Below are 15,122 nucleotides of genomic sequence, written 5' to 3' on the forward strand. Positions count from 1 at the left end.
TTATGTGATCAAAACCACAATGACTTTCGTATATAAAATAAATCTATTAATGAGGCATTTTCAACGGTATAGGCAATTCCTTTGCTTGAATAATTACGATAATATGCCTTTGCAAAAGTGCTGAAAGGAAACGCATGAAATACTTCACAATAATTACCTTGATGGCTTTAACTTCATTTATGGTGAAAGCCGAAAAAAATGTCGATATTGCTCAATCAGAACAGTTAAAGCCAACCTCGTCTTGTTTAGCGTTTATGCAGCACAATGAGAAAAAATTACACGCTAAAGAGCAACTAGATTTATGCCAACTAACCGCAGGTAAAGCCATATTAATTGTTAATACCGCCAGCCATTGCGGGTTTACTCCACAATTTAAAGCCCTTGAAAGCTTACATAAAGCATATGAAAATAAAGGCTTAGTAGTGATTGGTTTTCCTTCAAATGATTTTTTCCAAGAAGAAGATAATGAAAAAGATACCGCCGATATATGTTTTGTTAATTATGGCGTAACATTTACCATGCTCTCGCCAGTGCATGTTTTTGGCAGTGAAGCACATCCAATTTTTAAGACATTAGCAGATAAAACCACAGCACCTAAGTGGAACTTTTATAAGTACCTCGTTAGCGCAGATGGTAAAACAGTTAAGCATTTTAATAGTCGTGTAAAGCCTGACTCAGCAGAGTTTATTCAGGCAATTAACGAAATTTTATAGAGATAATCCATGTCAAGATATGCAGGGCAAAGTAAAGAAATTCATGATTGCACCTCGAAAACAGGCGTATTACTAACTAACTTAGGCACACCCGATAGCCCTACAACAGGAGCATTAAGGCGTTACCTGCGAGAGTTTTTGTCAGATCCTCGTGTAGTAGAAATTCCTCGCTTGGTCTGGTTGATAATTTTACATGGCATTATTTTAAGAGTACGCCCAAAAAAGTCAGCCAAACTATACGAGAGTATTTGGACAGAGCAAGGTTCGCCCTTGTTAGTGATCAGCAAACAACAAAAAGCTAAAGTTGAGCTTGCGCTGACACAAAAGTATGGCGATAACGTAATGGTGGATGTTGCTATGCGTTATGGCAACCCTTCGATTGGCAATGCCTTAGAACGCTTCCAAAAAAATGGTGTGAATAACATTATTGTGTTGCCGTTATACCCTCAGTATGCCGGTCCAACTACCGGGGCAACCTTTGATGCCGTATTTAATAAGGTTAAATCCTGGCGCTGGATACCCAGTATTCACTTTCAAAGTAGTTACCATGACAAACCGCTTTATATAAAAGCTTTAGTAGAGAGTATTACAAAACACATAGAAGCGCATGGTAAGCCTGACAAGTTGGTTTTTTCTTATCATGGTATGCCAAAGTATTTTCTAGAGCAGGGCGACCCATATTATTGCTTTAGTCATAAAACCACGCGTTTAGTCGTTGAGGCATTAGGCTTAGACAAAGATGATTATGTTATGACCTTTCAGTCTCGTTTTGGTAAGGCCGAGTGGCTCAAACCATACACTGACGAAACGTTAGAAAGTTTAGCTGAAGCAGGTAATAAGCATGTTGCTATTATTAGCCCGGCTTTTAGTGCTGATTGCTTAGAAACGTTAGAAGAGTTAGTACACGAGAATAAAGATATATTTATTCAAGCTGGCGGAGAAAAGTATCATTACATTGCTGCTTTAAACGATCAAGACGCACATATTGACGTTATGCTCGATTTGATAGAGCCTCATATTACTTAACCTAATATCAGGGGAATAAGCGTTTTATTGGCATAAAAATCAGCAGCTTTTGCTGATTTTTTTATAAGGCATAGTTAAGTTAGCATCATACTAAGTTAGCATCATACAAAGTTCTATTAATACTTAATTTCCCTATATCAAACCTAAACGTTTATCTAGTGCAGGTAATTTAGCTACCTAGCTTCTAATGCTGGAATACAGAATACAGAATACAGAATACAGAATACAGAATACAGAATACAGAATACAGAATACAGAATACAGAATACAGAATAGCGAGTAGGGAAAAGAAAGTATTGAGTAGTGGTTACTAATTCAAAGTTAAGGTTATTTAAAAACGTTTAGCTTAAAAAGATTAAGCTTAAAAACGATAAGTGCTGATAAGCTACTTTATTGAAAGCCAGAAACAAAAAAACGAAACATATGTTTCGTTTTTTTATCTATCTTTAGTGGTAACTAAAGAAAATTTTGCACTTTAAATTAAGATGCAACTACGTTTTCAGCTTCAGGACCTTTTTGGCCTTGTTTTACGCTGAAAGTTACCGTTTGACCATCAGTCAAAGTACGGAAACCGTCACCAGAGATTGCACTAAAGTGAACAAAAACGTCAGCGCCGTTTTCTTGCTCGATGAAACCGAATCCTTTAGATTCGTTAAAAAATTTTACTTTACCAGTTACTGTATCAGACATACCAACATTTCTCGCAGGTCAAAAATTAAAGTTTAGCCAAAACGGCCATATACGGAGTAAATGCTCTCTATCTAAAAGAAGGTAGAGAAAGGTTTCCAGTAACACATATTAAAGCGTCTAGGCTGATCATAGGTCTGTTGACCACAAGATCTCTCCTTATCCCGAAACGCAAAAACTCAACGCGAAGTCATGTTAACACAATAGAATTTAGGAATCTCTATAAAATACCAAGATTGGCAGACTTTTTTATAATAAAAAAAAGCCAGCTAAGATGCTGGCTTTTAAAGCTTATTTTACATTAACTAATTAAATTTCAGCTATTTGAGCTTTCTGGTCAACCATTTTAGCTATGGTGGATTCAGCTTCAGCCAACTTTGCCTTTTCTTTATTAATGACTGCTTCAGGTGCTTTGCCAACAAAACTTTCATTATTAAGTTTGGCACGTACACGGTCAGCATCTTTTGATAACTTATCAATTGCTTTGTCTAAACGCGCTAACTCAGCATCTTTATCAATTAAGCCAGCCATTGGAATTAATAGTGATAAGCTACCAACCACGGCACTTGCTGAAGCAGGACCGTTATCGTCATCGGCAAGTATGGTAATACTTTCAAGCTTAGCTAAGGCGCTAATAAATTGCTCATTTTCAGATAAACGGCGTTGGTCGTCAGCATTTACGTTTTTCAACAGCACTGGCAATGGTTTGCTAGGGGCAATATCCATTTCGCCTCGAATATTACGAACAGCAACAATAAGTTGTTTAACCCACTCTAAATCGTCAATAGCGGTTTGATCACATTGGCTTTCATCAAATTGCGGAAAGCTTTGTATCATAATGCTATCGCCCGTTTTTTCAAAGTTAGTTAACGGCACAACACGTTGCCAAATCGTTTCAGTGATAAACGGCATAATTGGGTGCATTAAACGCAACAATGCTTCTAAAACAGTAACTAGGGTATGACGTGTTCCGCGCTGCTGTGCTTCATTACCTTTAAATAATACCGGTTTAGTTAACTCTAAGTACCAGTCACAAAATTGGTTCCAGGTAAATTCATACAAAGCTTGTGAAGCAAGGTCAAAGCGATATGTGTCAAACGCTTCATGTACTGTTTTTACGGTTTGTTGAAATTGACCCATAATCCAACGATCAGCTAAAGAAAAACTCATTTCTCCTGCTGGTGCATTTGGCGACGTACGACCACAGTCAAACTCTTCGGTATTCATCATGACATAACGACTGGCATTCCATAATTTATTAGTAAAATTACGGTAACCTTCAAGTCGTTTCATGTCCCAGCTGATATCTCGCCCGGTGGTGGCAACTGACGTTAAAGTAAAACGTAAGGCGTCTGTACCATGCGCTTCAATTCCGTTAGGGTATTCTTTCTTGGTCAGCTTAGTAATTTTTGCCGCTAACTTTGGCTGCATCATATTACCGGTGCGTTTTTCTAATAAGTCTTCAAGCGAAATACCGTCGATCATATCTAGAGGATCAACAACATTACCTTTTGATTTACTCATTTTATCGCCATTTTCATCGCGAATAAGACCCGTCATATAAACTTTTTTAAAGGGTATTTGTGACTTACCGTTTTCATCTTTGTTGAAATGCATGGTCATCATGATCATACGAGCAACCCAGAAGAATATAATGTCAAAACCAGTAACCAACACATCAGTTGGGTGGAAGGTTTTCAAATCTTCAGTGTTTTTAGGCCAGCCCAGTGTTGAGAATGTCCAAAGCGCAGAAGAGAACCAAGTATCAAGTACATCGTCGTCTTGGCGTAATTTAACATCGTCAGCAATCGTGTTATTAGCACGTACTTCTGCTTCGGTACGACCAACATAAACCTTGCCATTTTCGTCGTACCAAGCTGGAATACGATGTCCCCACCAAAGTTGGCGTGAAATACACCAATCTTGAATGTTGTTCATCCAAGCAAAATACATGTTTTCGTATTGCTTAGGTACAAACTCTATTTGACCATCTTTTACTGCATCAACAGCAGGGCCAGCCAATTTTTCAACGCGTACATACCATTGGTCTGTTAATAAAGGCTCAATAATAACACCAGAGCGATCGCCATACGGAGCAACTAAATCATGGTCTTTAACTTCGACCAACAAACCTAGTTCGTCAAATTTCGCAACAATGGCTTTACGTGCAACAAATCGGTCCATGCCAGAAAATTCTGCTGGTAAGGCTGTATCGTATGCATCGCACACTTCACCTTTAGTGTCGTAAACTTCTGCTTCGGCTAATACAGCAGCGTCTTTATCTAATATATTAATTTGTGGTAATTGATGGCGTTTACCGACTTCGTTGTCGTTAAAATCGTGCGCTGGGGTTATTTTTACACAGCCTGTGCCTTTTTCCATGTCAGCATGCTCATCACCAACAATAGGAATTAAACGATTAACCAATGGCAGTAATACTTGCTTGCCAATTAAATCTTTATAACGAGGATCTTCAGGATTTACCGCAACACCTGTGTCGCCTAAAACGGTTTCAGGGCGAGTAGTGGCAACCACTAAATAGTCGAGTCCGTCAGCGGTTTTAGCGCCATTAGCTAGCGGGTAACGCAAGTGCCACATGTGGCCTTTTTTATCTTTGTTTTCTACTTCTAAATCAGAAATAGCGGTATGGAATTTTGGATCCCAGTTTACTAAGCGTTTACCACGATAAATAAGGTCGTCTTCAAACAAGCGAACAAAAACTTCTTGTACGGCTTCAGACATACCGTCGTCCATGGTAAAGCGCTCACGGCTCCAATCAATAGAGTTGCCCAAACGACGCATTTGCTTACCGATAGTACCGCCAGACTCTTCTTTCCATTGCCAAATTTTATCAATAAAGCCTTCACGGCCGTAATCATGGCGAGTTTTATCTTCTTCTGCGGCAATTTTACGTTCAACGACCATTTGCGTTGCAATACCAGCATGATCACAACCCGTTTGCCATAAGGTATTTTTACCTTGCATACGTTGATAACGAATTAGCGTGTCCATAATGGTTTGCTGAAAAGCATGGCCCATATGCAAGCTGCCGGTTACGTTTGGCGGTGGAATAGCAATACTGTAGCTGTCGCCTTCACCGGTTGGGCTAAAGTAACCTTGTTCTTCCCAACTTTTATAAAGGGATTGTTCAATGTCAGAGGGGGTAAATGTTTTATCCATCAGAGTTTCCGTCAGAAATTTTTTAACTGGTTGTATCGATAGTTTGTGCAGCACTTGCAACTTGGTGTTCTACGTTGAACCCCCATTGACGACAAGTACGAAAACGGTTTCGAGCTTGTTCTTTTAAGGAGTCATCACTAGGCACAAAATCTATCAGATGTGAAAATTGGTTAGCAAAGTTGGGTACTTCACGGGTTAAATTAATTAAAACCGCACGGCGATTTTTTGGTGGCTGCCAGCTTATTTCAACAGCAGCACCTTGCTTTGGACCTTCACCAATTAAATTGTGAGGTACAAAGCTGTCAGGATCAAAAGCCCATAACATTTCGTCAATATCATGGGCGCTTTGTTGATCTAGAGTATAAATAAATACTCGCATATTTTGTCGGTAAAAATGAGCCGCTTGCAAACAAGCGTAGTGCAGATGTAACTGTTCTTCAGGTACACCTACAACTTTACTTTGCTGCTCTATACTGTAGAACATTGCTTGGGTTAGCATGACATTATTCCGGGCATAAATTTATTTAGCACTATTCGCCTTGTTCTGCGCCAGCGCGATTTAATAAAAATTGCGTTAGCATACTTACTGGGCGACCTGTTGAGCCTTTATTTTTACCACCGCGCCATGCTGTACCAGCAATATCTAAATGCGCCCAATGATATTTTTTGGTGAAGCGTGATAAGAAACATGCGGCCGTTATTGTGCCTGCTTCTTTACCGCCTAAGTTGGTAAAATCTGCAAAAGGGCTTTCAAGTTGGTCTTGGTAGTCGTCCCATAATGGCATGCGCCATGCTCTATCACCACTTTGCTCTGAAGCATTAAGTAACTCGTGCGCCAATGGGTTATGAGAACTTAATAAACCTGTAGCATGTGCGCCTAAGGCAACAACACAAGCACCGGTTAAGGTAGCCACATCGATTACCAGTTCAGGATCAAAGCGTTCAACATAAGTTAGTGCGTCACATAGTACTAATCGACCTTCTGCATCGGTATTTAATACTTCAACTGTTTGACCTGACATCGTGGTTAAAATGTCACCCGGGCGATAGGCATTACTACTTGGCATATTTTCACAGCCAGCTAAAACGCCAATAACATTAATCGGTAATTGTAGTTCAACCAAGGCATGCATAGCACCTAAAACACCTGCAGCGCCACCCATGTCGTATTTCATTTCATCCATGCCTGCGCCTGGTTTTAATGAAATGCCGCCACTGTCGAAAGTTAGGCCTTTACCAACAAGTACTAGCGGTTTTGAGTCATCACCAGCGCCTTTATAATTTATAATACTCATTAAAGATTCATTAACAGAGCCACGACCTACGGCTAAATATGAACCCATGCCGAGAGCTTCCATTTCTTCTTCACCAACAATTTGGGTTGTAACATTGTTGTAATCGTTAGCCAAAATTTGTGCTTGCTCTGCTAAATACGCAGGGTTACAAATGTTTGGTGGCATGTTAGCAACGTTTTTACAGGTTGTTATGCCTTCTGAAATTGCTAATGCATGATTAATTGCACGTTCACCAATAGGTAATTCACGGCGTGTTGGCACATTAAATACAATTTTACGTAACGGACGGCGAGGTTCTTCTTTACGGGTTTTTAAACTATTAAAACTGTAAAGACAATCTTGAGTTGCTTCAATTGCTTGACGAACTTTCCAGTAGGTATCGCGACCTTTAACGTGCAGTTCAGACAAAAAGCAAACCGCTTCCATTGAGCCTGTTTCATTTAAGGTGCTAATTGTTTTACTGATAATTTGACGGTATTGACGTTCGTCTAACTCTCGCTCTTTACCACAACCAACGAGCAATACGCGTTCGCTAAGAATATTTGGTACATGATGCAATAACAGCATTTGTCCAGATTTACCTTCAAGGTCGCCACGACGTAATAAATTACTGATATAACCTTCGCTGATTTCATCTAGTTGCTCAGCGATAGCCGACAAACGACGTGGTTCAAAAACACCGACGACGATACACGCGCTACGTTGTTTTTCTGGACTGCCACTCTTTACACTGAACTCCATGATGTCTCCTAATTTGACTCAAATGCGTATAATTTATAGAAATTATACTAATAAGCTTGCTAAAAATAGTAAATAATCGCTAAGCTTGCTTTTAATTGTATTCTGCTAAAGGCTATAATTATAGCCGGATTGCACAGCATTACCTGATAAGCTTACATTTAACTTAATGCTAAAAATGACAAGTTTACGCAAAAAATGGCTGTATGTCAGAAAAAAACTATGTTTTATAGAAAGTTTTTATAGGATCACTTAGTGATTATATTTCGTTATTTACTCAAAGAAGTTGCCAAAACACAACTTGCTGTATTCCTTGTCATTATGACAATATTTATCAGCAATAAATTCGTTCGCGTGCTAGATGACGCCTCGGAAGGGGGAATTCCTGGTCATTTAGTCATGACTTTTATTGGCCTGAAAATACCTGATCTTGCCGGTATGATATTACCGTTAAGCTTTTTTCTCGGCGTATTGCTGGCTTATGGCCGTATTTATGCTGAAAACGAAATGACAGTGCTGCATGCTTGTGGCGTAAGCGAATGGTATGTTGTGCGTGTAACGCTAATACTAGGTTTCGTTACCGCGATAATTACCGGCATGTTTACGCTTTATTTGTCACCAATGGCGGCTGAGTATGAATATCAAGTTAAAGATCAAATTGCCGCTGACTCAGGATTAAGTTCACTTATCGCCGGACGATTTCAAACCACAGGCAATAAGAAGGCGGTAGTTTTTATTCACGATAAAAACCGAGCTGACAATACCTTTGAAAAGGTATTTGTTGCACAACTACCTGATGAAGATACACCAAATTCTAGTGTTATAGATTCGAGCTTAGTTTATGCGGCCACAGGACAAGTTATTGAAGAAGAAACTGGCTTGCAACGCTTAATACTCTCTTCTGGTACACGTTATCAAAACGATATTAAAAACAAAGAGTTTCGCCAAGTTACTTTTGATAAATACTACATTCAAATTCAAGATCAAAAAGTGGCCCACAAGCGTCGTAAATTAAGTGCAATACCAACCGATGAGTTATACCAAGACAAAACACCTGAAGCCAGTGCTGAAAGCCAATGGCGTATTGCCTTTCCATTAGCCTGCATTATCATGACCTTAGTGGCCGTACCTTTGAGTGTTGTTAACCCACGCCAAGGTAAATTTGGTAAAATGTTACCGGCACTTTTACTATTTTTAAGTTACTTTTTACTATTAACCGCTGTTCGATCTGGCATAGAAAAAGGCTCTGTTCCACAATATATAGGTTTGTGGCCCGTTCATTTTGTTGTGCTTATATTAGGCTTTAGTTTATTGGTTAAAGGTCGAACGAGTGGTCGTAAATTTAAAGCAAAACTCGCTAAAAATAAGGTAGCAGCTTAATGCGTATTCTTGATATGTACATAGGTCGCATTATTGCTTCGACAACGTTTCTTACCCTAGCCGTATTTGTTAGTTTAAGTGGTATTATCAAGTTTGTTGAGCAAATGAAGTCTGTTGGTAAAGGCAATTATGATTTAGCGCATGCTGCGCTTTATGTGCTTTATGCTATTCCACAAGATATCTCGTTATTCTTTCCTATGTCGGCCTTAATTGGTGGCTTAATAGGCATGGGGATGATGGCAAGTAGTAGCGAATTAATTGTAATGCAAGCGGCAGGGCTTTCGCGTTTAGATATTATTAAATCAGTAATGAGATCGGCTTTATTATTGATAGTAGTAAGCATGGCTGTTGGCGAATGGTTAGCTCCGCAAGGCGAAGCAGCTGCACGACAAGTGCGTGCTCAGGCGATTTCAGGCGGAAGTTTGATCTCATCTGACGCTGGTACTTGGGCGAAAGACGGCGACTACTTTGTTCATATCGGTGAAGTGCAAGATCAAGGCTCTCTAAAAGATATTCAAATATACCGTTTTGATGAACAGCTTAAATTATCTAGCTGGGTATCGGCCAGTAGCGCAATTTACCAAAAAGATGCTTGGCAACTGCGCAATGTAATAGAAACCCAAATTAGCGAAAAAGAAATAACCAAAGAAAGCCAAGATGCTATGTCTTGGGATTCAACCTTAACCCCAGACAAACTCGGTGTTGTTACCGTAAAACCTGAATCATTATCGCTTCGAGGCTTAAGTGACTATTTAGACTACTTAGACGCGAACAAACAAGATCCAAGTCGTTACTTATTAGCATTTTGGCGCAAAATAGCACAACCCATTACCTTAGCGGTAATGCTATTAGTGGCACTATCTTTTATCTTTGGACCACTGCGTTCGGTTTCTATGGGCGCTAGAATTATGATGGGTGTAGCAACGGGGATTTTATTCTTTATTGTTAACGAAGTACTAGGCTCGCTGAGTTTAGTTTATCAGCTCCCGGCAATATTTGGCGCTTTTATGCCCAGTATTATCTTTGTCAGTATTGCGCTTTATTTAATGAATAGACGGGCAAGCTAGTAACAATTTAGCCGCTTAAGTTACAAAATATCAACTTAGAATGGCTTCGAGATGAATAATAAAAAATATTCATCTCGAAACTTTTACACACAGCATTAATATTAATTAAAGCCTACCGCGATTTGCCTCAAGTGTTAAAAGCACTACTTCAGTACTGGTCATTCGATCTTGCAAACTCAATTTGTTTTTTCTATCCACTAAAACGGTAAAATTACCTAACCCAAAGAGCGTTGGCAGTAAGCGCTTTAAGCCAGTGGTTTTGCTGATCAAGCTACCGTCTTGGTTTTGTACCCTCAAACGCCACGCTTTCATGCCCAAGGTTTGTCCACTTTTAGCCCAAAACCAGATAAAAAACAGTGAGACCCAACCTAGTTTCCATAACTCATTTGGCCAAAGTAACCATGAGGTATTTCTGATGGTGTCGCTTAAATGCTGATGACCTTGTAAATCAAAAACACCAAAATGCACCAATAAAGAAATAATTAAAAAAGAAGCTGCACCAGCGGTCATATAAACGGCTATCGCAAGTAAAGCGTCATAAAGCCATGAAGCTACACGGCGACGAAAGCCTGCACGCGGAAAAGTTGTATAAGAAGTTAATGACATAGCTAAATCAATAGAAAAATTTGCGATAGTCTAACAAAAGGCATATAAAAGTATAAGTAATAGTGGTTAATTTATATATTAGTGCATACTTAAGGTGCTTAGTTAATGAGATTAGAGATGAATAAATAATGGCTAACCTTGCACCACATGGCACACTAAAGTTCTCAATAGAAGATAATATTATCTATATTGAGGCGAAAGGTCCGTGGAATATCGAGTATTTAGATCATCTTCACCAAAAGCTACTTTGGGCATTAACACAAGTAGACCCACACACTTATGGTGTTATTTTATCCCTTAAAGGTGAGGCACTTAGTGTAGAGTCTACGCTTGAGTACCACATAAACTTTATCCGCCATAGTCAATCGAAAATCGTTGCTGTGAATCTAGAACATTGCACAACTTCACTTCTAGCTGAGAATTTATTCAGCAAAATGTATCGCGCTGCAGGGTTTAAATACGGTTTTTTTGATAATGCATTCGAGGCAAGGTTGTGGGTAGAAAAAGAAATGATATCTGCAGCTATTAGTGCCTCATGAACAAATAAACAGCACTCAGTGATAATAAAAAGAAAAACTATTGCCAACGGAGCAATTTTTCGTATAATGCCTGCCTCTTCATTGATGTTTACATTATTGAAGAACTCTTGCTTACAGAGTGTTTAAAAAGTATCTAGAAATTGTTAGAAAACTAGTTTTCAAAGAAAGTTTTCAAAGAAATCAGCTTTTAAGTAAAAAATGACTTCTTTGCAAATTGCAAAACGGGCGTAAAGCCTATGCCAGCGTGGTGAAATTGGTATACACGGGGGATTCAAAATCCCCTGTCGCGAGACGTGTCGGTTCGAGTCCGACCGCTGGTACCATCATTTATAAAGCCCTGATTCGAAAGAGTCGGGGTTTTTTTATGTCTAAAAGATTATATTAACAATAATTAATGAACCGCTATAATATGCGTATTTATCACAGAGTATTAAAAAGGCTTTACATGGCAGCTACAGCGCACGCACTTCACATATTGGTTAAGCACAAAGAAATTGCAGAAGATATTATTAAGCAATTAGGTAAAGGAGCTAAGTTTCAAACCTTAGCTAAGAAACATTCAACGTGTCCTTCAGGTAAAAAGGGTGGTGATTTGGGCGAGTTTAAACGCGGCCAAATGGTACCTCAGTTTGATAAAGTTGCTTTTAGTGGGGCAATATTAGAACCTCACCTTGTTAAAACTAAATTCGGTTGGCATGTGATTAAAGTGCTTTATCGGACCTGATCTTCATCTGTGATATAAGCGCTGATTGTTTGTTAAACATTGCGCTTCGAAAACTTTCTGAGGTATCTAGAGAGTCTTTTACCGTTTAATGCATTGATAAAATAATAGTTTAACATGTTGAATAATGGTGCATTCATAAAAGCATTCATGTGAATACTTTCAGGTGACATGCATTTTTAGTTTAGTTCCTACTCTGTTTTATACTTTAATTTAATCGCTCTATATGCCAGATAAAGGCGAAGTTGATACAGCTTACATTCGGTGTGATTGCCGCCTCCCAACTCTTCTTTGATGCTTAATTTAATTTAGTCATTAGTTTTTAGTATTCAACTTCTCTTTGAAACCTCTTAATTTATTCACACCTTTATTTACTATTAAAACTACTAAAAAAACCAAAACAGTACTTCGTAGTCATTTTATTTTTTTATTATTAAATTCATCTTTATTTTTGTGGTAAGACTATTTTTAATAGTCGTTAAATCCTTTTGTATTTTATTTTTATGTGATTAACTATCTGATATTTATGTTTTTATATTTATTTTTCTGTTGGTTTTATATCCTTGTAGGTCATTGGGTTTTAGCTTGTGGTCTTTCAATTTACTATTTAGTTACAGTTGAAATATATTCACCTCTTTCAATTTTGGTTGACATCAAAATGATTTCGAAGTACAAATATGGAAATGAAGATTATTTAAGCAACATTAATTCACAACTAAAACAATATAAGCATTTATTTCTTTAAATGAAGGAAGGGGATTTACCATGAAGCCAGTTACATCAAAAAAGCTTGTTAAATCGGTTATTGCATTAGCTATTGTCAATGCATGTATAAGCCAATCTGCAATTGCAGCAGAAGAAAAAAACACAGAAGCCACTGATAAAATTGAAAGAATAATGGTTACAGCTAACCGCCATTCACAAGATCTTCAAGAGGTATCTTCTTCTATTACTGCATTGGGAGCGGATGATGTTGAACGTGCAGGAATTATTGATATAACAGGGTTGCAGCAGGTTGTTCCCGGATTAAAAGTAGGTAGCTCAGGTGGAGAAGTTAGGCCTGCTATGCGTGGCGCTAGAACGAATGAAGTAGGTGTTGCCGGCACAGGTATTGCGGAACAAATTGTCGGTATTTTCCAAGATGGTATCTATGTTCCTACAACAACTGCTGGCATGGGCGCTTTTGTTGATATTGAGCGCATAGAAGTTTTACGTGGCCCACAAGGTACGTTGTATGGCCGTAATACATTTGCCGGTAGTATTAATGTTATTACTAATCGCCCAAATATGGATGAAGTTGAAGGTAATATTAAAATAACTACGGGGTCATATAATCGTAGTGCGTATGAAGGTGTATTAAATATTCCTTTAGCTGATAACTTAGCAACTCGAATTGTTGTTGCTTCAGATAGACATGACGGTTTTATTGAAAATCATGTTATAGCTGGACCTTCTGATGACTTGCGTGAAAAAAATTCATTTTATGCTCGCTCTATCACACGCTATGAGCCAAGTGATAGTTTTAACGCAACTTTTAGATTAGATTATTCGAAAAAAGACGCTAACTCTGAAGCTATTTGGGGTTATCAACAAATTGCTGGTTATTCACTTACTGAAACTAGTCCAGGTGTTTATAACCCTAACGCAACGGTTACGCCAGGTCATATTTATCAGCGAGACGATGTAGAGCGTAATGATGAAGGTCCGTACGATGTATATCGAAATGCAATGTCGTTAGATAAACAAGAGGCATTTTCAGCAACGGCTATTTTAGAATGGTATACCGACTCAGCTGATTTTAAATGGACATCTAACTATTCAGAACTCAGCGGTAAGCAGTTTTATGATAATGATTACAGCGATGGTGGTTTAGATTTTGTTGGTGGTTTTGGTCGCCAAGATGATCAAAAAACAATATCAACTGAGTTACAAGTTTCATCAAATCATGAAGGTCCGTTGCAGTGGATTGCAGGTTTATATTATTTCGATCAAGAAGCTGATTGGGAATGGCTGTCGAGCACAGATACAACCGGCAATGGCGTAGCAGATTCAGTTGTTGTACCTAGCTGGGGTAATCCAGATCATGACCCTCATACTTCTGACTCAATTGCTGTGTTTGGACAACTTCGTTATGAACTATCTGATGACTTACGTTTAGTAGGTGGTTTACGTTATAACAAAGATGAAAAGTCGTTCACTGGCGATACTATTCCTGATTGGGATGACTCAGCAGTATTGTGGAAAGCGGCCCTTGAATTTGATAAGAATGATGACTTAATGTTGTATGCGTCGGCTGCCACAGGCATAAGAACAGGTGGAGCAAACGATAGTCGAGTTGTTTCTCGTGGCGCTGATCCACTTTATGACAATGAAGAAGTTATGTCTTATGAAATAGGTATGAAAAGCACATTGCTTGATGGTGACATGCGTTTAAATATATCGGCTTTTATTAACGAATATGATGATGTAAAAGCGCAACTATTTGCTGTTGCTTGTAGCGATACTACCACTACAGATACTGTTTTAGAGTGTGTAGAAGCAGGCGCAACGCAGAGCTTTGAATATTATGAAAATGGTGGTGGTATTGATACCAAAGGTATTGAACTTGATATGCAATGGTACCCTATCGATAATTTAGCCGTTACAGGTACTTTTACTTGGTTAGATGCTGAGTTCTCGGATGATTACGCAGTGGGTAATGATCAATTACGTCCGTTATTAGGATTAGGTAATTTTGAAGGCCGTCAGGATATTAATGATAATAACAGCCAATTTAGTTTTGCTGGTTGGTCTCCTGCGATGGCACCAGAATATACGGTTGGTTTAGCGGCAAACTATGAATTTGGCTTAAGTAATGGCGGTGCGTTAATTCCACATGTTCAAATAACTTATTCAGACGAATATTATGCTTTTGATGTTAATACACCTGAAACGAAAGTTGATGCTCATGCCATTGTAGATGCACGATTAACTTGGTTAATTAACGATGATGTTCAAGTAGACTTCTTTGTTAAAAACTTAACTGATGAAGAAGTGCTAACACGTGCTGTTGTTCATTCTCAAATTGTTGATGCACAACCAATAAACTCAGTACAAGCTAACTGGAATGATCCTCGAACTTGGGGTGCTAGCCTTAAATATACCTTTTAATTTGCTAAAGGTTATTCAAG

At 38.5% G+C, this 15,122-nt stretch carries 12 protein-coding genes and 1 tRNA gene; 8 read left to right on the forward strand and 5 right to left on the reverse strand.

The window, feature by feature from the left end; translation table 11 throughout:
- Positions 1-179 precede the first annotated feature (179 nt).
- Together B6A32_RS03195 and hemH are read left to right on the forward strand one after the other, a co-directional pair.
- The gene (locus tag B6A32_RS03195; RefSeq protein ID WP_408607656.1) at positions 180-713 is read left to right on the forward strand and encodes a glutathione peroxidase; all 534 of its coding nucleotides are present in this window, start codon (positions 180-182) and stop codon (positions 711-713) included.
- Positions 714-722: 9 nt separating this feature from the next.
- Positions 723-1,739: a ferrochelatase gene (gene hemH / locus B6A32_RS03200; RefSeq protein WP_085301261.1), complete on the forward strand. Its 1,017-nt coding sequence runs from the start codon at positions 723-725 to the stop codon at positions 1,737-1,739.
- A 480-nt stretch (positions 1,740-2,219) separates the two neighbouring features.
- On the opposite strand, the gene B6A32_RS03205 is transcribed toward hemH, so the two are convergent.
- The 4 genes from B6A32_RS03205 to pepA all read right to left on the reverse strand — a co-directional run bounded on the left by B6A32_RS03205 (position 2,220) and on the right by pepA (position 7,642).
- Positions 2,220-2,429 (reverse strand): cold-shock protein, encoded by a 210-nt coding sequence (locus B6A32_RS03205; protein ID WP_085301262.1) that lies wholly within the window; start codon positions 2,427-2,429, stop codon positions 2,220-2,222.
- A gap of 306 nt (positions 2,430-2,735) precedes the next feature.
- Positions 2,736-5,606 carry a valine--tRNA ligase gene (locus tag B6A32_RS03210; RefSeq protein ID WP_085301263.1) on the reverse strand — a complete coding sequence of 957 codons (2,871 nt, stop codon included), beginning with the start codon at positions 5,604-5,606 and terminating at the stop codon, positions 2,736-2,738.
- A 22-nt stretch (positions 5,607-5,628) separates the two neighbouring features.
- A complete protein-coding gene (locus tag B6A32_RS03215; RefSeq protein ID WP_085301264.1) occupies positions 5,629-6,105 on the reverse strand; it encodes a DNA polymerase III subunit chi in 477 nt (158 codons plus the stop codon).
- 31 nt (positions 6,106-6,136) lie between these two features.
- Entirely contained in the window at positions 6,137-7,642 is a 1,506-nt protein-coding gene (gene pepA, locus B6A32_RS03220; protein WP_085301265.1) for a leucyl aminopeptidase, read from the reverse strand.
- 252 nt (positions 7,643-7,894) lie between these two features.
- Between pepA and lptF the strand changes: the two genes are divergently transcribed.
- Together lptF and lptG are read left to right on the forward strand one after the other, a co-directional pair.
- Positions 7,895-9,019, forward strand: coding sequence for an LPS export ABC transporter permease LptF (lptF, locus tag B6A32_RS03225; protein WP_085301266.1), 1,125 nt, complete (start codon positions 7,895-7,897; stop codon positions 9,017-9,019).
- Positions 9,019-10,086: an LPS export ABC transporter permease LptG gene (gene lptG, locus B6A32_RS03230; protein WP_085301267.1), complete on the forward strand. Its 1,068-nt coding sequence runs from the start codon at positions 9,019-9,021 to the stop codon at positions 10,084-10,086. Before lptF ends, lptG begins: the two co-directional genes overlap by 1 nt.
- Positions 10,087-10,191: 105 nt before the next feature.
- Here the strand turns inward: lptG and B6A32_RS03235 are convergent, their stop codons facing one another.
- The gene (locus B6A32_RS03235; protein ID WP_085301268.1) at positions 10,192-10,692 is read right to left on the reverse strand and encodes an RDD family protein; all 501 of its coding nucleotides are present in this window, start codon (positions 10,690-10,692) and stop codon (positions 10,192-10,194) included.
- 128 nt (positions 10,693-10,820) lie between these two features.
- Between B6A32_RS03235 and B6A32_RS03240 the strand changes: the two genes are divergently transcribed.
- From B6A32_RS03240 to B6A32_RS03255, 4 genes are all read left to right on the forward strand, one after another.
- Complete coding sequence (locus B6A32_RS03240; RefSeq protein ID WP_085301269.1) at positions 10,821-11,231, forward strand: hypothetical protein; 411 nt, start codon at positions 10,821-10,823, stop codon at positions 11,229-11,231.
- Positions 11,232-11,469: 238 nt separating this feature from the next.
- Positions 11,470-11,554: transfer RNA gene (locus B6A32_RS03245), tRNA-Leu, on the forward strand.
- Between the two features lie 122 nt (positions 11,555-11,676).
- Positions 11,677-11,955 (forward strand): peptidylprolyl isomerase PpiC, encoded by a 279-nt coding sequence (ppiC, locus tag B6A32_RS03250; protein ID WP_081179067.1) that lies wholly within the window; start codon positions 11,677-11,679, stop codon positions 11,953-11,955.
- Positions 11,956-12,717: 762 nt separating this feature from the next.
- Positions 12,718-15,102, forward strand: coding sequence for a TonB-dependent receptor (locus B6A32_RS03255; protein ID WP_085301270.1), 2,385 nt, complete (start codon positions 12,718-12,720; stop codon positions 15,100-15,102).
- Positions 15,103-15,122: the final 20 nt, after the last annotated feature.

It is taken from the genome of Colwellia polaris (assembly GCF_002104515.1).
Lineage (GTDB): Bacteria > Pseudomonadota > Gammaproteobacteria > Enterobacterales > Alteromonadaceae > Cognaticolwellia > Cognaticolwellia polaris.